The sequence below is a fragment of the Nocardia sp. FBN12 genome (assembly GCF_054031145.1).
The window spans coordinates 6148246-6165540 of record NZ_CM132926.1 but is presented as its reverse complement, the minus strand read 5'-3'; the positions used below and the strand labels follow the sequence as shown (position 1 = coordinate 6165540).

15 protein-coding genes are annotated in these 17295 nt (G+C 67.7%); 5 read left to right on the top strand and 10 right to left on the bottom strand.

Features of this window, described 5'->3' with window-relative positions:
* Positions 1 to 20: 20 nt before the first annotated feature.
* From ACWZHB_RS29090 to ACWZHB_RS29055, 8 genes are all read right to left on the bottom strand, one after another.
* Complete coding sequence (locus ACWZHB_RS29090; protein WP_427909341.1) at positions 21 to 581, bottom strand: phosphatase PAP2 family protein; 561 nt, start codon at positions 579 to 581, stop codon at positions 21 to 23.
* A 26-nt stretch (positions 582 to 607) separates the two neighbouring features.
* Positions 608 to 2530 carry a glycosyltransferase gene (locus ACWZHB_RS29085; protein ID WP_427904947.1) on the bottom strand — a complete coding sequence of 641 codons (1923 nt, stop codon included), beginning with the start codon at positions 2528 to 2530 and terminating at the stop codon, positions 608 to 610.
* The gene (gene glf, locus ACWZHB_RS29080; protein WP_427904946.1) at positions 2527 to 3765 is read right to left on the bottom strand and encodes a UDP-galactopyranose mutase; all 1239 of its coding nucleotides are present in this window, start codon (positions 3763 to 3765) and stop codon (positions 2527 to 2529) included. Before glf ends, ACWZHB_RS29085 begins: the two co-directional genes overlap by 4 nt.
* Before the next feature lie 178 nt (positions 3766 to 3943).
* Entirely contained in the window at positions 3944 to 4582 is a 639-nt protein-coding gene (locus ACWZHB_RS29075; protein ID WP_427904945.1) for a hypothetical protein, read from the bottom strand.
* Positions 4583 to 4667: 85 nt separating this feature from the next.
* Positions 4668 to 5213, bottom strand: a complete 546-nt coding sequence (locus ACWZHB_RS29070; RefSeq protein WP_427904944.1) for a hypothetical protein — start codon at positions 5211 to 5213, stop codon at positions 4668 to 4670.
* Between the two features lie 69 nt (positions 5214 to 5282).
* Positions 5283 to 5687: a hypothetical protein gene (locus ACWZHB_RS29065; protein WP_427904943.1), complete on the bottom strand. Its 405-nt coding sequence runs from the start codon at positions 5685 to 5687 to the stop codon at positions 5283 to 5285.
* A 164-nt stretch (positions 5688 to 5851) separates the two neighbouring features.
* Positions 5852 to 6610 carry a MerR family transcriptional regulator gene (locus ACWZHB_RS29060; protein ID WP_427904942.1) on the bottom strand — a complete coding sequence of 253 codons (759 nt, stop codon included), beginning with the start codon at positions 6608 to 6610 and terminating at the stop codon, positions 5852 to 5854.
* A 56-nt stretch (positions 6611 to 6666) separates the two neighbouring features.
* Positions 6667 to 7602, bottom strand: coding sequence for an EamA family transporter (locus tag ACWZHB_RS29055; protein ID WP_427904941.1), 936 nt, complete (start codon positions 7600 to 7602; stop codon positions 6667 to 6669).
* Positions 7603 to 7705: 103 nt separating this feature from the next.
* Between ACWZHB_RS29055 and ACWZHB_RS29050 the strand changes: the two genes are divergently transcribed.
* Positions 7706 to 8206 (top strand): MarR family winged helix-turn-helix transcriptional regulator, encoded by a 501-nt coding sequence (locus tag ACWZHB_RS29050; protein ID WP_427904940.1) that lies wholly within the window; start codon positions 7706 to 7708, stop codon positions 8204 to 8206.
* A 38-nt stretch (positions 8207 to 8244) separates the two neighbouring features.
* Here ACWZHB_RS29050 and ACWZHB_RS29045 read toward each other — a convergent pair whose 3' ends face one another.
* Positions 8245 to 9771 (bottom strand): SpoIID/LytB domain-containing protein, encoded by a 1527-nt coding sequence (locus ACWZHB_RS29045; protein WP_427904939.1) that lies wholly within the window; start codon positions 9769 to 9771, stop codon positions 8245 to 8247.
* A 216-nt stretch (positions 9772 to 9987) separates the two neighbouring features.
* On the opposite strand from ACWZHB_RS29045, the gene ACWZHB_RS29040 reads away from it, so the two are divergent.
* The gene (locus tag ACWZHB_RS29040) at positions 9988 to 12519 is read left to right on the top strand and encodes an N-acetylmuramoyl-L-alanine amidase (RefSeq protein WP_427904938.1); all 2532 of its coding nucleotides are present in this window, start codon (positions 9988 to 9990) and stop codon (positions 12517 to 12519) included.
* Between the two features lie 74 nt (positions 12520 to 12593).
* Here ACWZHB_RS29040 and ACWZHB_RS29035 read toward each other — a convergent pair whose 3' ends face one another.
* Complete coding sequence (locus tag ACWZHB_RS29035) at positions 12594 to 13421, bottom strand: HAD family hydrolase (RefSeq protein ID WP_427904937.1); 828 nt, start codon at positions 13419 to 13421, stop codon at positions 12594 to 12596.
* Between the two features lie 86 nt (positions 13422 to 13507).
* Between ACWZHB_RS29035 and ACWZHB_RS29030 the strand changes: the two genes are divergently transcribed.
* The 3 genes from ACWZHB_RS29030 to ACWZHB_RS29020 are packed head-to-tail and all read left to right on the top strand — an operon-like array spanning position 13508 to position 17291.
* Complete coding sequence (locus ACWZHB_RS29030) at positions 13508 to 14485, top strand: ABC transporter permease (RefSeq protein WP_427904936.1); 978 nt, start codon at positions 13508 to 13510, stop codon at positions 14483 to 14485.
* Positions 14482 to 15450, top strand: coding sequence for an ABC transporter permease (locus tag ACWZHB_RS29025; RefSeq protein WP_427904935.1), 969 nt, complete (start codon positions 14482 to 14484; stop codon positions 15448 to 15450). Before ACWZHB_RS29030 ends, ACWZHB_RS29025 begins: the two co-directional genes overlap by 4 nt.
* Positions 15447 to 17291: an ABC transporter ATP-binding protein gene (locus tag ACWZHB_RS29020; RefSeq protein ID WP_427904934.1), complete on the top strand. Its 1845-nt coding sequence runs from the start codon at positions 15447 to 15449 to the stop codon at positions 17289 to 17291. Before ACWZHB_RS29025 ends, ACWZHB_RS29020 begins: the two co-directional genes overlap by 4 nt.
* Positions 17292 to 17295: the final 4 nt, after the last annotated feature.

Below are 17295 nucleotides of genomic sequence, written 5' to 3'. Positions count from 1 at the left end.
CAAAGTTCTTTCAGTTGCGGTCACTGTCGGAGTCTCTTCTCAGCGGCTAGCACGGCAGCAGCCGACGCGGCCCCCAAAGCGGAACCGGCGATCACGTCAGAAGGGTAATGCACACCGAGGACAACCCGGGAAAGGAGCATCGGTGGGACGATCACCGCTGGCAAGGGTAGCCCGGTGAGGCGTCCGAGCAACACCGCCGCCGCCGTGGTGGAGGTGGCGTGCGAGGACGGGAAGCTCAACTTGCTCGGTGTCGACACGTTGACCTGCACCGACGGATCGTTGGGGCGCGGGCGCCGGACGATCCGCTTGATCACGATCGACGCGGCGTGCGCACCGACGGCACCGACCGCGACACCGGCCCACTGACGGCGGCGCGGCTTGTCGACCAGCCAGCCCGCGGCGGCGATGCCGACCCAGCCGAGCGCGTGCTCGCCGAAGTGCGACATGCCGCGCGCGGCGGAGACGACGGCCGGGTTGGTGCCGATGGTGCCCTGCACGGCGTTGAGGATGGCGACCTCGACCGGGACCTCTACGTAGTCGCCGCTGCAATCGCAGCCGCCGCAGCAGCCTTCCTCGGCCATTTCCACTTCGGGCACTTCGGTGTTGGTCACTTCTCTGTTCCGTTCAGGCCGAAGGTCTTCTCCCACGCCGCCGTGCTGGTGAGCTCGGCGTGCGCGGCCCGGTAGCGCTGCTGCAGCTCCGGGAAGCGGGCGGTGAGTTCCTTGCGCAGGCGCATCGCTTCCTTGAGCAGGTCGCGGGCCTGGCGCGGGTCGCGCTTGCGGTAGACGACGCCGCGGCCGTCGGCGGTGGTAACGGTGACACCGTCGACCTGCGAGAGCAAGTACCAGCGCGCGTCGAGGGTCGGCACGTTGAGCTGCGGCGTCTCGTAGGCGGCCGGGTCGGCCTTGCGGAAGTTGTGCACCACACCCTTGGCCAGGCGGGCCACCTTCGCGATCGGGTTGGCTGGTTCGCCGACCGCGCCGACGCCGTGGCGGTTGGCCAGCGGCAGTTCGGTGGACGAGGGCACGACGACCGCGTCCGGGAACTCCTTGCGCATGCCGTGGATCTTGCCAAGTGCGGTGGGGAGCAGGTCGAACAGGCCTTCCGGACCTGCCAGGAAGTCGCGGATCGCCTCGTTCTGGATGGCGACCGTCGAGTATTCAAGGCAGAGCAGGTGTTTCAGCGTGGCCTTGATCGTGTTGACGATCATCGGCTTGCCGTCGCCGGGCAGGTGCAGGGAGGCGACCACCAGGCGGTTGCGGAGGTGGAAGTACGCCTGCCAGTCGATGGCGTCGTCCTTGTCGGACCAGGCCATGTGCCAGACGGCCGCACCCGGCAGTGTGACGGTCGGGTAGCCGGCATCGCGGGCGCGCAGGCCGTACTCGACGTCGTCCCACTTGAGGAACAGCGGCAGCGGCTGCCCGATCTGCTCGGCGACCTGACGCGGGATCACGCAGGTCCACCAGCCGTTGAAATCGACGTCGATGCGCCGGTGCAGCAGCTTGGAGTTGTCGCGATCCTTGAGCGGGTACTTCGAGAAGTCGTGGTCGTATTCGACATTCGGCGCCGAGGACCACATGAAGATCGAGCGGTCGACCACCTCGCCCATGCTGTGCAGGTGCGAACGCTCCTGCAGGTTCAGCATCTGCCCGCCGACCAGCAGCGGCGACTTCGCGAACCGGGAGAACGCGAGGGCGCGCAGGATCGAGTCGGGCTCGATCTCGATGTCGTCGTCCATGTAGACGATGTACTCGGCGTCGGTCTTCAGCGCCTCGTACATGACCCGGCTGTATCCGCCGGAACCACCGAGGTTGGGCTGATCGCAGATCGTGAGCCGATCGCCGAGGGTCGCGGCGGCTTCGGTGAAACCGGGCTCGTCGACGACCTTGCGGTTGCCCTGGTCCGCGACGATCACGGCGGCGATGTTGTCGAGCACCAACGGATCCGAGCCCAGCGCGCCGAGCGTCTTGACCAGGTCGGTGGGCCGGTTGAACGTCGGCATGCCGACCGCGATCGAGCCCGTGCCGGACGCCTGCTGCGGTGCGTACCAACCGCCTGCCAGCAGCGTGACGGCGGTGTCGGTGGTGATGTCGAACCAGATCCAGCCACCGTCCTCGAACGGGCCCAGATCGGTCTCGAACTCCACGACCACCGATTCCGCGCCCTGTTCGACGGCGAATTCCTTGCCCTGCACGTGAATTCGCGAACCGTCGGCCTTGGACCGGTAGACGTCGGCGCGACCGTGCCCGGCCAGTTCCAGGCGAAGCACCACCGACTTCAGCACGCTCCACCGACGCCAGTAGCTGGCGGGCAGCGCGTTGAAGTAGGTGCAGAACGACACCTCCGACTCCGCGCCGATCGACAGCGCGGTGCGGCTGGTGGCGTGCGCGCGACGGGCGTTGGTGGTGGACTCCTCCAGGTAGAGGGTCCGCACGTCGAGGGGCTCACCCGGCCGCGGCAGGATGACCCGCTGCAGCAGCGAGATGGCGCGAGTTTCGGTGGTCACGTCTTCGAGCATGGCTTTGGTCATGCCTCATCCACCAGCGGCGCACCGGATTCCAGATGCGGACGCAGCACGTTCTCGAACATGGTCAGTGCCGAACCGATCGCCATGTGCATGTCCAGGTACTGGTAGGTGCCGAGACGACCGCCGAACAGGACCTTCTTCTCGGCGGTTTCCTTCTTCGCCCGCTCGCGATAGGCCAGCAGCTTGGCGCGGTCGTCGGGGGTGTTGATCGGGTAATACGGCTCGTCGCCGGTCTTCGCGGCGCGGGAGAACTCGCGCATGATGACCGTCTTGTCGGTCGGGTAGTCGCGCTCGGGGTGGAAGTGGCGCGGCTCGATGATGCGGGTGAAGGGGACGTCGGCGTCGTTGTAGTTCATGACGCTGGTGCCCTGGTAGTCACCCTGTTCGAGCACCTCGGTCTCGAAATCGATGGTGCGCCAGCCCAATTCGCCTTCGGCGTAGTCGAAGTAGTGGTCCAGCGGGCCGGTGTAGACGACCGGGGCGTCCGGGTTGGCGGCGACGATCTCGTCGCGCACGTCGAACCAGTCGGTGTTCACCCGCACCTCGATGAGGTCGGACGCGGCCATATTCTCCAGCCACTTCGTGTAGCCCTGCTTGGGAAGGCCTTCGTAGGTGTCGTTGAAGTAGCGGTTGTCGAAGGTGTAGCGCACGGGCAGGCGAGTGATGTTGCCCGCGGGCAGTTCCTTCGGGTCGGTCTGCCACTGCTTTGCGGTGTAGTCGCGGATGAACGCCTCGTAGAGCGGGCGGCCGATCAGCGAGATCGCCTTCTCCTCGAGGTTCTGCGCGTCGGCCGATTCGACCTCCGCGGCCTGCTCGGCGATGAGCTGGCGGGCCTCTTCCGGCGTGAAGTAGCGGCCGAAGAACTGCGAGATCATGCCGAGACCCATCGGCAGCGGGTACGCCTGGCCCTTGTGCAGGCCGAACACCCGGTGCTGGTACCCGGTGAACTCGGTGAACTGGGTGACGTAGTCCCAGACCTTCTTGTTCGACGTGTGGAACAGGTGCGCGCCGTACTTGTGGATCTCGATACCGGTCTCCGGTTCGGGCTCCGAGTAGGCGTTGCCACCCAGGTGATAGCGGCGGTCGAGCACCAGCACCCGCTTGCCCAGCACGTTCGCCGCCCGCTCGGCGACGGTCAGCCCGAAGAAACCGGAGCCGACCACGATCAGGTCGTACTGGTTTGCCGGTGCATTGGAATCTGCGTTGACGGAGTTACCCTCAGGCGATGCGGCGGTCACGGGTGCCCAGCGTATCGGAAGACCGCAAATTGTCCCGGTGGAGTCACCAACCAGCCCGCGACCTGGGCCGATTGCGACCCGCCCTAGCGGTAGGCAAGTTCAGCGCTATATCCCGAGGCGAGCGCTCGGTACCCCTTCCATCGCGCCATTCGGGCGAGGCCCGTGTGGATGACTCATCTCAGTACTGCGGGTACGGCTGATGGGCGCCCGGGCGGCCGGCGCGAATCCAGCGGCCGGTCGATGGCGCGGCTGCCATGACGAGGATCAGGAGGGGGATCGCGCCGACCATGGCCAGACCGACAAGTGTCGCCGGAGTGGTCTCGAAGCCGGTTTCCGCGCGGTTCTCCACGATCGCCGCTGCCGCCGACAGGCCGAGGCCGATCAGGCTGATCGTAGTGAGGAGGATGAGGAGCACCCGGCCCGCGGCCTTGCGCCGGAACAACATGATGGAGCCGAGCAGCAACAGCAGGGCCGGTGCCGAGCCGATCGCGAGAGCGATCAGTACTTCCTCGCGGCCCGCTTCGTCACTCGCACTCGTGGCGTCGGTGCCCAGCAGAAACGCCAAGCCGAGGCCGAGACCGCCGAGGGAGATCAACGACAGCAGCAGTGCGGCCAGCGCGGCGGTGATGGCGGTTCCGCCGCCGGGTCGGGGCTGACCGTAGCCCGGGTACGGTGCGGCACCGTAAGCCGGTGCGCCGTAGCCGTATTGAGGCGCGCCGTACGGCTGGGCGTAGGGATCGGCTCCGTAGCCGGGCTGCGCGTACCCCTGCCCCGCGTACGGGTCTTGCCCCTGCTGTGGGCCGTACGGATACCCCATGTGTGTTCCCCCTCGTGGCGAGCTGAGTCTGTAGCCGCTATCTCGTGTCCGGCCTCGTCTACGCGACGATGCTGACCTGCTGAAACTATACGGTCGGTCCGACAACGTCGTCCGGGCGAGCGAGCGTGTAGGCCGAGGTCCACGGCAGCGCGGTGGGCACCAACACGAGCCCACCGAGTACCGCGCCCGAAAGTGCCGCTGCCCAACTGTGATTCACGATCGCCGTCACGGCACCGGGTACCCCACCGAGGCCGATCAGAATCGAACGAACAACGGGTTCGTCGGCGAACCAGTGGATCCCGTACCCGGAGTCGTAGTTCACGAGCGTGGCGAGCAAGCCGACTATCCCGAGCACGAGCTGTGCGGCCGCGGCGACCGCGATCACCCATCGCCCGGTCTCGTCCCGGCGCGCCAAAAGCACGCCACCGTAAGCGAACGCGAACACCGACACCAGCGCGCCGAGTGTGGTGAACAGCGTCAGCGAGTCGTCCAGCTTACCCGGATCGCGCAGAAACGACCGCACGAGAACCACGGCCCCCACCAGGTTCGCCAGCGCGGCGATCCCCGCGAGGCACACCGCGACGATCGCCGCCACCTCACCGCTCTTCGACTTCGTCTCCAGCACGACCATCCCCCGACCGTAGCGTCATCGACCGCGGCGTACCGAGTTCGAGCACCTGCGCGTCGAGCCGACGGTGACCTACCGCGTAAGGGTCCAGCGCCGTGTCGGCTCACTCAAACTGAGCGCGAGGATCACGGCGTTGAGCACCAACCACGCATCCAGTGGCCCGAACCGCCATCCGTGACTTGCCCCGTTCAGCACGATGACCAGCAAAGTCGCCACCGCCATCACCGACGTCATGGTGATCAGCACCCGCCTGCCGAGCATCCGCCGCCGCAAGAGCAGCACCGCCCCGAGCAGATACATCACCCCCAGCCCGCCGACGATCCCCGCACCCACGTAATCGAGGTCGATCTCGCGTCCGGCCGCCCGCAATACAGCGGTCGCCGTGCCGACGAAGACCCCCGCCGCGCCGACCAGCACCCCGAGCCAGCCCGCGATCAGCGCGCGCGAAGGCCGCTCCGGCCGCACCTGTTCCACCACTGTCCCCGCTACTTGTCGACGTCGCCGTCAGTTATACGGCGGAACCGGCGGATGCGGGGTGTTCGACGGTGCGACCTGGGCGTTCTTCCCGGAATCGAACCAGCGGTGACTCGATGGCCACACCGCCGACAACCTCATCACCCGGCCGCGCGCACACCAACCGTTCAGGCGGGATGAGCCGCGGCGTAAGCCCGGAAGGCTTCGAGGATGTACTCGGCGACGCCTTCGCCGTGCACGTCGTAGTTCTTCCGGAAGCGCGGGTCGGCGACGTACATCTCGCCGAGTCCGAGCAAGTATTCGTTCGACACTGGCTTGCCCTGCGTGCCGACACCGAGCCAGGCGCGGTGCCGGGCGACGATCGCCTGGACAACATCGCCTTCCACGGGAAGCCCTGCGGTGAACGCCTTTCCGAAGTCGGTGGCGATGTCGAGCTGGGTCTGCTGGAAGCCCTTCTTCTCGTCGTCGGACAGCGATCGCCACCAGCGATCACCACTCTCGTACGCGTCCTTGCCCCAGCGCTCGGTGACTTCGTCCTTGTACTGGGTGTGGTCGAAACCGTCGAAAACCTCTGCGGCCATGAGCGGTTCACCTCTTTCCGTCTTGCGCAATGTGGTCGACACCGATTCGATCTGCCGTGCCACCCGATCCTGAAGCTGTCGAAGCAGTTCCAGGTGGGTGCGCAGCGCACCGGCGGTGTCCTGTTCACCGGCGAGGACCTCGGCGATCACGGGGAGTCCGAGGCCGAGTTCGCGCAGCAGCAGAATTCGCTGCAGTCGAACAAGAGAGGTCTGGTCGTAGTAGCGGTAGCCGTTGGCGCCGATCCGGCTCGGCTCCAACAGCCCGAGCTGGCCGTAGTGGCGCAACGTACGACTGGTGGTTCCCGCGGCCTTCGCGAGGTCCTGGATGGACCATTCACCCACCATGACCTGCTCCCCTTCTCGTCGGTATCTCCACTCTGCAAGTTGACGCTACGTCAAGGTCAAGCGTGCACGGTAAGTCGTGCCGGAGCGGCGGAGATCGGACCGTTCACCGGCGCGGCCTGCGCCCGCGCCGGGATCTGGCCGAGCACGGTGCCTGCGAGCGCGACGCCGAGGCCGACGATCTGCAGCGCGGTGAGCGCCTGGCCCAGCGCGATCCAGCCGATCACCGCGGCCGACACCGGACTCAGCAGGCCGAGGAAGGACACCGAAGTCGCCGGTACACGCGAGATCCCGCGAACCCACAGCCAGTAGGCCAGCGCGGTGCCGATGATGCCGAGGTACAGGTAGCCGCCGATGGCTTCGCCGTCGAGCGCGGGCGGCGCGCCTTCGATCACCAGGGCGAGCGGTGCGATGAACAGCCCGCCCGCGGTGAGCTGCCAACCGGTCATCGCCAGCGGGCCGACACCCTCGGGGCGTCCCCATTTCTTCGTGAGCACCGTTCCCACCCCCATCGACGCCGCACCGGCGAGCCCGGCGATCACCCCGATCAGGTCGAGTTCGACGGTGCCACGGAGCACGACCAGCGAGACCCCGACGACGCCGACGACGCCCGCGATCACCTTTCGCCTCGTCGGCGTCTCGGCCAGCAGCACGGCGGCGAATCCGAGCGCGAACATCGGCGCGACCGCGCCGAGCACCCCGGCGACACCTCCCGGCAACCGATACGCGGCAAGGAACAGGAGCGGGAAGAACGCACCGATATTGAGCACGCCGAGCACCGCGGCTCGACCCAGCCACTGCCCGTGCGGCAGCACCCTGGTGAACGCGAGCAGCAGCAATCCAGCGGGGAGCGCGCGCATGAGCGCGGTGAACAGCGGCCGGTCGGGCGGCAGGAACTCGGTGGTGACGGCGTAGGTGGAACCCCACACGATCGGGGTGAGTGCGGTGAGCGCGAGGGTGCCCGCGTAGCCGGCCGGGCGGGTTGCGGTCGTCATGTTCACTCCTGATTGATAATCTCAACATTGAAATATCTACCGGATGCGGTATCTTCGCGTCAAGTAGATGAACATTAAGACTTTTAACCGAGAGGGAAATGCGATGCGCGATGCCGTCGACCTGATCACCGAGCACTGGAACATCGAGCGCCCGGATGTCGACGTGTCACCGATGGCGATCGTCGGCCGGATCACCCGCCTCGCGCGCGTCCTCGAACAGGACCTGAAACGCTTCTTCGCTGGTCACGGCCTGGAATTCTGGGAGTTCGACGTGCTCGCCACGCTGCGTCGCTCCGGCGGCGAGACCGGCCTCACCGCAGGCGCGCTCAACCGCGCGGCCATGGTCACCTCGGGCGCCATCACCAACCGGATCGACCGGCTGGCCGCGAAGAACCTGGTCCGGCGCGTTCCCTCCGCCGACGATCGCCGCTCGGTCTTCGTCCAGCTCACCGCCGAGGGCCGCGAACTGGTCGACCGGCTGCTCCCGCTGCACGTGGACAACGAGCAGCGCCTGCTCGCCTCGCTCGGCGCCACGGACCGCGAGCAGCTCGCCGACCTGCTGCGTACGCTGGCCATCGGCCTGGATGACACGAAGCTCGACTGAAGGATCCGTTCCGGAGGCGTTGTGGGCGATTTCGCCAGTCACTCGCCGTCGTACACGCCAGGTGCCGCACCGGGGGGCACCGGCCCGTACTCGGCGTGCGCCCCCGGCGTCGTCGCGGCGGGGTTCGCCGGGCCGTACTCGGCGTGCGCCCCCGGCGTCGCGGCGGGGTTCGCCGGGCCATGGACGGGTTCGCCCCTGATCTCGGCATCAGAGGGAATCTGCAGACCCTGTGGATCACCCGGCGAAACGACCTGGGGCACATCACCTTCTGGCGCCTTCAGTTTGGGACGGCCGGAGGCGGACGAGGGCAACTGATCGCCCGCGTCCGGAACGAGCTGGAGCAGCGTGGAGAAGTCGACGACCTGCGCGCCGAGTGTCTTGGTCGCCACGATCACACCGTTGGTGTACATCCGATACGTACCCGCCCGTTGCGGCAGCAGCATTTCCGGACCGATCGGCTCACCCACGGAACTGTTCGGTCCGCCGATGCGCCGGTATTCGGTGTCGATCACCGACTCACCCGCGAGCGCCTCGATGGTCAGATCCGGCTCTGCTGGAATGGCGGGAACCACTGGGGCAGGCGCGGTTTCGACGAGTTCGCTCGGTGCCGGTCCGACCTCGAAGGTCTGGATGTCGGCGGGCCGACCACCATCCGGAGCCGCCGAGTACTCCGAGCGCAGGATCTGCCCGTCGCGCAGCAGCACGGTGCCGGTGGTGGCGGCGACGGCTTCCGTGGAGCGTGAATCCTCTTTCACCGTGCCGGGATAGGCCTGGCAGTCGGTGGTGTCGCAGGTCTGCGCGTAGGCGTATCTGTTCTCGGCCAGCGCGTAGGAGCGGGCCGCGATCGCTTGGGCGCGTAGCGCTTCGAAGGCACCCTGGTCGGCCCAGTTGGCCTGCATTTCCGCGGGGAGCACGCCGGCGAGATAGTCGTCGAGATCCACCTCGTTGACGGTGCGATAGGACTCGCCCTCGAGTGCCACACCGAGCGCGCCGCGATAGGCGGTGCCACCACAGAGGGTCAGGTGTTCGTCGGCCGGCCTGCCCGCGCCCGCGCCGACCGGGTAGACGAAGGGATCGTCGGTCGCGGCCTGCCACAGCACTTCGCCGTCACAGCCCGCGGTCACCACCACATTCGCGCCACCGTCGGGCAGGGGCGTGAGGTGGGCCGCGTCGCCGGGGCCGATCGTGCGACCGGCGACCTGAGCACCGGCGGCGGCGAAGGTGTCGAGAGTGGCGTCGTCCTGCGCCTGCAGGCGGACACCGATCGTTGTCGGCCCGATTTGCCCGAGTTCAGCTCCCGGGTAGTAGTGCCCGAGAATCTCCTCGGCCGACCAGCCCGCTCGCGCGTTGTCGAAGGCGCCTACCTGGCTCATGCCGCGACCGTGTCCCGCGCCGACGGTGGGGGTGATCTGGCCCGGCAGGATCTGCCACAGCCCGATCGCCCCGGTCAACGCCAGCACAGTGCCGCTGACCAGCACCGGCAGCGGCGCTGTCCGGATGATCGGCACGGCTCGGCGACGGGTACCGCGGCGGGTACTGCGGTTGATCAAGGTGTCCGCTCTCATACTGCGCTCCCACGGTTTCGCGGTTCGACCGGCGGAGCTCGCGTCGGCATGTCGTCGTCGCCGAGCGGGATCCGAGGGCTACATTCGAGCAATCACTTAAGCCTCGAGTTGAGGTTGAGATGTGTGACGTATGTTAACTAGTGTGATGCGTGAGGTTAGAGGAAGCAAGCATCACATGCGCGGAAAACACGAGCTCGACCCTGATAGGAGTCGCACGTGCGATACCGAAAGCCGAAACGTTCCTACGTGCTCCCGGTGGTCACGACCCTCGTTGTCGCCGCACCGGTCGGTGCGTTCGCCCTCAGCGACTCGACCGATTACCGCAGCGCGAACGATTCCCAGGTCGCGGCCGTGCCTGCGCAGATGGCCGAAGTGGCGCTGAACGGGGTTCCCGACATCACGGTCCCGCTGCGTGAGCTGACCGGCCTCGATCTGCCCGACCTGCATCTCTCGGATCTGCGCATGCTGCAGCTGCCGAGCTCGATCCCGGTCCCCCCTGGACTGCCGGTTCCGCCGGGCGTGGCGCTGCCCACCGAGATCCCGCTGCCGCAACTGCCGACGAAACCGCAGCCGACACCGACTCAGCAGGCGACGCCGGGCGCCGCGACTCCCGCCCCCGGAGCCGCCGCACCACCGGCGCGTCCCCCGGTCCCGAGCACAGCGGTCCCGACCGCGCCCCCCGCCGTGCCCCGAGCGCAAACCACTGCTCCGGCCGCTCCGGCCCCCGCGCAGGCAGCTCCGGCCCCCGCTCCGGCCCCAGCTCAAGCAACTCCCGCCCCGGGTGCACCCGCCCCAGCTCAAGCAGCTCCCGCCCCGGGAGCACCTGCCCCAGCGCACGCAGCTCCGGCCCAGGGCGCACCTGCCCCAGGAGAGCAGGCGCCAGCGGCTCCCGCCGCTCCTTCTCCCGCTCAGGTGGCCCCAGCTCCAGCTCCGGCCGCGCCGACATCAGCCGCACCAGCACCGGCCGCCCCGCCGCCCGCAGCGGCCGCACCTGCCGGTGCTCCGGTCTCCCGAAGTAGTTCTGCCGGTGCGAAATTCATCGCTGACCCGGAGAACCTCGAACCCGGCACCACGCCCGACACGCCCGCCCTCTCCCCGGGCGCGGTCGGCGCCGACGTCATCGACCAGGTGGGCGCGCAGGTCAAGGAACTCACCCAGGAAACCCCGTTCAGCATGGTCGCCGTCACCGCGCGCGATCTGGCGAACACCACCACCAAGCTCCGGGCCCGCCAGCAGGACGGCAACTGGGGTCCCTGGTACGACGCCGATCCGATCGACACCAGGGCCACCGATCAGACCCCGGCCGACGCACCCACCGGCACCGAGCCGATCTACGTCGGCGAGACCACCGCGGTGCAGATGCTGGTCACCCGCAAGCCCGCCGCGGGCCCCGACCACGACCCGGCACACCTCACCGAGGCCGCGCTCAAGGCTGTGTTGATCAATCCGGGCCGCGCCGCGATCGATGCCGCGCTCAACGACGTCGCCGCGGCACTACCCGGCGGCGGACCCAAGGTCATCACCCGCGCGCAGTGGGGTGCCGACGAGTCGATCCGTTGCGAGGAACCCACCTACGACGACGGCGTCGGCGGCATCACCGTGCACCACACGGCCGGTCGCAACGACTACAGCCGCTCCGAATCGGCGGGCATCGTCCGCGCGATCTACGCCTATCACGCCGAGACGCTCGGCTGGTGCGACGTCGGCTACAACGCGATGGTCGACCAGTACGGCCAGATTTTCGAGGGCCGCTACGGTGGCCTCGATCGCGCGGTCCAGGGCGCGCACGCGGGCGGTTTCAACGAGAACACCGCTGGTGTGGCGCTGATGGGCAACTACGAGACCGAGGAGCCGAGCAACGAGGCGATCAACGCGATCGGCAAGTTCATCGGCTGGCGGGCCAAGCTCGCCGGGCTCGATCCCCAGGGCGAGACCACGATGTACTCCGAGGGCACCGAGTTCACCCCGTACGCACAGGACGAGGCGGTCGACCTGCCGGTGGTGTTCGCGCACCGCGACGTCGGCAACACCGACTGCCCCGGCGACGCCGCCTACGCGCTGATGGACCGCATCCGCGGGATCGCGGCGGGCAATTCCGGCACCTATACCTCACCGCCGACGGTGAATCGTCCGCCGAGTCAGCAGGCCCGTGCCCCGCAGGGCAATATGGCCGAGCTGGGCGCGATGGTCGACAAGTTCCTCGGCCTTTCCGGTGACAACGCGATCGCCAAGTACTGGGTGGCCAAGGGTGGCGTCGACGGTCCGCTCGGCGCGCCGCAGTCGGACCTGATCTCGGGTGCGCAGGGGCGGCAGTACGCGAAGTTCGCCAATGGATTCGTCTACTCGGGCGAGGGCGGTGAGGTGTTCGAGGTGGTCGGCGCGATTCTCGACCGGTACCTGAGCCTTGGCGCCGACTCGGGTGTGCTCGGCTTGCCGACCGGCAGTTCCTACTCGGTGCCGAATGGTCTTCGCACTGATTTCCAGCACGGTTCGCTGGTGCTCAACGAGCTCACGGGCATCGTCACGACGTTCTGGAAGACCTACGACGAGACCTACAAGCAGGAAATGAACGGTCAGCCGAAGCCGGACCAGGCACCGACCCTCGGACTCGCGGTTCCGGCCCCTGCCGAACCGCGTGCACCCGCTGATCCGCAGGCAACGCCCGCCGAACCCGCACCGATCGAACAGGCTCCCGTCGAACAGATCCCGGCTGACCCGCCGGGCACCGAACCCGCCCCGATCGGCTGACCCCCGGTCACGGCGAAGAACGGCCGGTGCACCCTCCGAGCGAGGGGCACCGGCCGTTTTAATTCTGGCGAGGACTAACGCCACCAGCGCTCGAGGACCATCGCCACTCCGTCGTCGATATTGCTGCCCGTCACCTCGTCGGCCGCCGCCCGAGCCTCGGGGTGCGCATTGCCCATCGCGACGCCGTGCCCGGCCATCGCCAGCATCGGCACATCGTTGGGCATGTCGCCGAAGGCCACGATCGACGAGTTCTCGACGCCGATACGGCGGGCCACCTCGGCCAGGCCGGATGCCTTTGTCACCTGGGGGACCGCCAATTCGATCAAGCCGCTCTCGGTGGAGTAGGTGATCTCGGCGCGGTCGCCGATGAGCGGGGCAAGGGCGGCGCGCATGTCGGAGCTGCGGGCCGAGCTGAGGCGGACAAGCATCTTGATCGCGGGCGAGTCGATCACCTCGGCGTGCGAGACGACGGTGTCGTCGGGGTTGAGCCAGGCGTGTTCGTAGGTGGGCGAGCTGACGAACTGCTGGGTCACGGCGTCGTGTGCGCTGGCGCCGACTCGCTCGGTGGCCAGCCCACAGCCGGGTAACGCGCGTTCGGCGACCTCGGCCAACCAGCTCAGTGTCTCGACGTCGAGCGTGTGGCTCGACAGCACCCGATCGGTGGCGCTGTCGTAGACGACCGCGCCGTTTCCGCAGATCGCGAGCGGTGCGTACCCGAGTTCGCTGACGACCGGTTCGATCCAGCGCGGCGGGCGGCCGGTGGCGAGCACGAAGGTGGCGCCGTCGGCGACGAGGGCCCCGACGGCGGCCTTGGTGCGGGCCGAGATCTTGTCGGAGTCGTCGATCAGCGTGCCGTCGACGTCGCTGGCCACCAGCCGCGGTTTCGGGTGCAGGTGCGTCATCCCATCTATCCTGCCGCACGTCGCCACGCGGGGACGCCGGAGTGTCCCTATGATCAGGGCCTGATTACCCGATCCAGAGGGGACTGATGACCGGCTTCCTGTTGCGACGCACACTCAACTACGTTGTGCTCCTTCTGCTGGCATCGTTTCTGACGTTCAGCCTCGCCTCGCTCACGTTCAACCCGCTCGAGAGCCTCGAGCAGCGAAATCCGCGCCCGCCGCAGTCGGTGATCGACGCCAAGGCCGAACAGTTGCATCTCGACGAGCCGATCCCACAGCGCTATCTCACCTGGCTCGGCGGCGTCGTGCAAGGGGATTTCGGGACCACCCTGGCGGGGCAGCCGGTGAGCGAGGAACTGGGCAGGCGGGTGGCGGTGAGTCTGCGGCTGCTGATTCTCGGGTCGATCATCGGGACGGTGCTCGGCGTGCTGATCGGTGCCGCGGGCGCGATCAGGCAGTACAGGTTCAGTGACTATTTCTCGACGGTGCTGTCGCTGCTGATCATTTCGACACCGATCTTCTTGCTGGCGACGCTGCTGAAATACGGTGCGCTGCAGATCAATACGATGACCGGTTCGCAGATCTTCCTCTACACCGGTGAGACCTCGGCCACCCAGATCACCGGATTCTGGAACCAAATGGTCGACCGTGCACAACATTTGGTGCTGCCCACCTTGGCGCTGGCACTCGGCGCCATGGCGGGATACAGCCGCTACCAGCGCAACGCCATGCTCGACGTGCTGCACAGCGATTTCATCCGAACCGCCAGAGCCAAAGGCCTGACCCGTAATCGGGCGCTCTACAAACACGGCCTGCGCACCGCGCTGATCCCGATGGCCACCCTGTTCGCCTACAGCCTCGGCGGGCTGATCACCGGCGCCACCTTCGTGGAGAAGATCTTCGGCTGGCACGGCGTGGGTGAATGGCTCATCGATTCGATCAATGCCCAGGACCTCTACGTGGTGGTGACGGTGACCGCGTTCGCCGGACTGGTGGTGCTGGTGTCGGGGCTGCTCTCCGATGTCGTGCTCGCCCTGCTCGACCCGAGGGTGCGCGTCTCATGACCGAAACCGAACTCATCGTCGTCGGCGCCCCCGAGGCGGCCGCCGCCGGGCGGCGCAAACTGGTGTGGCGCCGGTTCCTGCGCAACAAGCCCGCCGTGGTCGGCGCGGCGATCCTGTTGCTGCTGCTCGTGGCCAGCTTCGCGTTGCCGCCGCTGCTGCCGTGGGACTACCAGCAGATGGACTACAAGGCGCTGATGAAACCGCCGAGTCCCGAGCACCCCTTCGGCACCACCCAGATCGGCCAGGACGTCCTCGCCCAGACCATGCGCGGACTGCAGAAGTCGCTGATCATCGGCTTCTGCGTGGCGTTCTTCTCCAGCATCATCGCCGCGACAGCGGGTGCGGTGGCCGGGCTGCTCGGCGGCTGGACCGACCGCGCCATCATGTGGCTGGTCGACCTGCTGCTCGTGGTCCCCGCCTTCATGATCATCGCGCTGTTCGCTCCGCGCACCAAGGGTTCCGGTTCGATCGTGATCCTGATCGTGCTGCTGAGCGTGTTCGGGTGGATGATCGCCGCCCGCATCATCCGCGGCCTCACGCTGAGCCTGCGTGAGCGCGAATTCGTCCGCGCCGCACGGTATATGGGCGCGCCTACCCGCACGGTCATCATCAGCCACATCATCCCGAACATCGCCTCGATCCTGATCATCGACACCACCCTCGCGGTCGGCGCGGCGATCAGCGCCGAAACCGGTTTGAGCTTCCTGGGTTTCGGCGTGCAGCCGCCGGATGTGTCGCTGGGTTCGCTGATCGCGGCCGGCACCAAATCGGCGCTCACCTACCCGTGGTTGTTCCTGTTCGCCGGTGGCCTGCTGATCACGATCGTGTTGTGCGCCAACCTGGTCGGCGACGGCCTGCGCGACGCCTTCGACCCCGGTGCCCGTGGCGCGCGCAGAGCCCGCAAGGAGGTCGCCGAGCACAAGGACCAGGCGAAGGTGGAGTTGAAGAAAGCCGAGAAGCGATGACCGCGTCGACCGCGCCCCTGCTCGAAGTCACCGACCTGCGGGTTTCGTTCCCCGGCGAGGAAGGCCGCGTCGAGGCCGTGCGCGGGGTGAACTACACCGTCGCCGACGGCGAGGTGCTGGCCATCGTCGGCGAGTCCGGTTCCGGCAAGTCGGTGTCCTCGCTCGCGGTGATCGGCCTGCTGCCCGACCAGGCGCGGGTGCAGGGATCGGTGCGCCTGCGCGGTCGCGAACTGCTCGGACTCGGCGACAAACAGCTGTCGAAGCTGCGTGGTTCCTCGATCAGCATGGTCTTCCAGGATCCGCTCTCCGCGCTGACGCCGGTGTATCGGGTCGGTGATCAGATCGCGGAAGCCCTGCTCGCACACGGCAAGATGAGCCGAAAGGACGCGGGCGACCGGGCGATCGAGCTGCTCGAACTCGTCGGCATCACCGATGCCATGGCCCGTTCCAGGGCGTTCCCGCACGAGTTCTCCGGCGGCATGCGCCAGCGCGTGGTGATCGCCATGGCCATCGCCAACGATCCCGCCCTGATCATCTGCGACGAACCGACCACCGCGCTCGACGTGACGGTGCAGGCCCAGATCCTCGACCTGCTGCGGAAAGCCAGGGATATCACCGGCGCCGGCGTCATCATGATCACCCACGACATGGGGATCGCGGCGACCGTCGCCGACCGCGTCGCAGTGATGTACGCGGGCAGAATTGTCGAAACAGCGCCTGTCACCGAGCTTTTCGCGGCGCCACGGATGCCGTACACCGTCGGCCTGCTCGGTTCGATTCCGCGCATGGACGGCCCACCGCGCACGCCGCTGATCCCGATCCTCGGTGCGCCACCGGCCATGCACGCCCTGCCGCCGGGTTGCTCGTTCGCGCCACGCTGCCCGGTCTCGATCGGCGACTGCACCGCCGCCGAACCTCCGCTGGAGAAGGTGAGCCCCGGTCACGCGGTGGCCTGCATTCGCACCGCCGAGGTCGGCACGCACCAGCTCTTCGAGGCCTACCGCGAGGAGATCCCCGCCCCGGCGCGCCCCGACCGCACCGACGACGACGTGGTCCTGCGCGTCACCGACCTGGTGAAGACCTTCCCGCTCACCTCCGGTGTGCTGCTGCGGCGGCGCACCGGCGAGGTCCGCGCGGTCGACGGCATCAGCTTCTCGGTGCGCGCGGGCCGCACCCTCGCGCTGGTCGGCGAATCCGGTTCGGGCAAGTCGACCACGCTGTCGCAGATCATGGACCTGGCGCGGCCGCAGTCGGGCAGCATCGAGGTGCTCGGCAACGATGTCGCCACCCTCACCAAGGCGCGCACCCGCGAGATCCGGCGCAAGATGCAGATCGTCTTCCAGGACCCCAGCTCCTCCCTCGACCCGCGCCTGCCGATCTTCGACGTCCTCGCCGAGCCACTGCGCATCGACGGCCGGTCTCGCGAAGAGGTCAATCGGCGCGTACCGGAGTTGTTGCGGCAGGTCGGATTGCGGCCCGAGCACGCCGATCGCTACCCGTCGGATTTCTCCGGTGGACAGAAGCAGCGCATCAGCATCGCCCGCGCGCTGGCCCTCGACACCCAGCTGCTTGTCCTCGACGAGCCCGTTTCGTCGTTGGACGTGTCGATCCAGGCCGGCGTGCTCAACCTGTTGCGTGATCTGCAGGCCGAGCGGGGACTGTCCTATCTGTTCGTCTCCCACGACCTGTCGGTGGTGCGCAATCTCGCCCACGACATCGCGGTGATGCTGCAGGGCAAGATCGTCGAATCCGGTCCGGCCGAGCGGATTTTCGCCGATCCTCAGCACGAATACACACGTTCGCTCATCGCGGCCGTACCGGAACCCGTTGTCAGCGGGTAGGAGC

Bases quoted from the DNA above. Each gene is read 5' to 3' on its own strand.
- ACWZHB_RS29060 (WP_427904942.1), bottom strand. From the start codon at position 6,610: ATGGTGGGTGAATGGTCCATCCAGGACCTCGCGAAGGCCGCGGGAACC.
- ACWZHB_RS29045 (WP_427904939.1), bottom strand. From the start codon at position 9,771: ATGAGAGCGGACACCTTGATCAACCGCAGTACCCGCCGCGGTACCCGT.
- ACWZHB_RS29085 (WP_427904947.1), bottom strand. From the start codon at position 2,530: ATGACCAAAGCCATGCTCGAAGACGTGACCACCGAAACTCGCGCCATC.
- ACWZHB_RS29055 (WP_427904941.1), bottom strand. From the start codon at position 7,602: ATGACGACCGCAACCCGCCCGGCCGGCTACGCGGGCACCCTCGCGCTC.
- ACWZHB_RS29050 (WP_427904940.1), top strand. From the start codon at position 7,706: ATGCGCGATGCCGTCGACCTGATCACCGAGCACTGGAACATCGAGCGC.
- ACWZHB_RS29035 (WP_427904937.1), bottom strand. From the start codon at position 13,421: ATGACGCACCTGCACCCGAAACCGCGGCTGGTGGCCAGCGACGTCGAC.
- ACWZHB_RS29020 (WP_427904934.1), top strand. From the start codon at position 15,447: ATGACCGCGTCGACCGCGCCCCTGCTCGAAGTCACCGACCTGCGGGTT.
- ACWZHB_RS29090 (WP_427909341.1), bottom strand. From the start codon at position 581: ATGGCCGAGGAAGGCTGCTGCGGCGGCTGCGATTGCAGCGGCGACTAC.
- ACWZHB_RS29025 (WP_427904935.1), top strand. From the start codon at position 14,482: ATGACCGAAACCGAACTCATCGTCGTCGGCGCCCCCGAGGCGGCCGCC.
- ACWZHB_RS29070 (WP_427904944.1), bottom strand. From the start codon at position 5,213: ATGGTCGTGCTGGAGACGAAGTCGAAGAGCGGTGAGGTGGCGGCGATC.
- ACWZHB_RS29030 (WP_427904936.1), top strand. From the start codon at position 13,508: ATGACCGGCTTCCTGTTGCGACGCACACTCAACTACGTTGTGCTCCTT.
- ACWZHB_RS29075 (WP_427904945.1), bottom strand. From the start codon at position 4,582: ATGGGGTATCCGTACGGCCCACAGCAGGGGCAAGACCCGTACGCGGGG.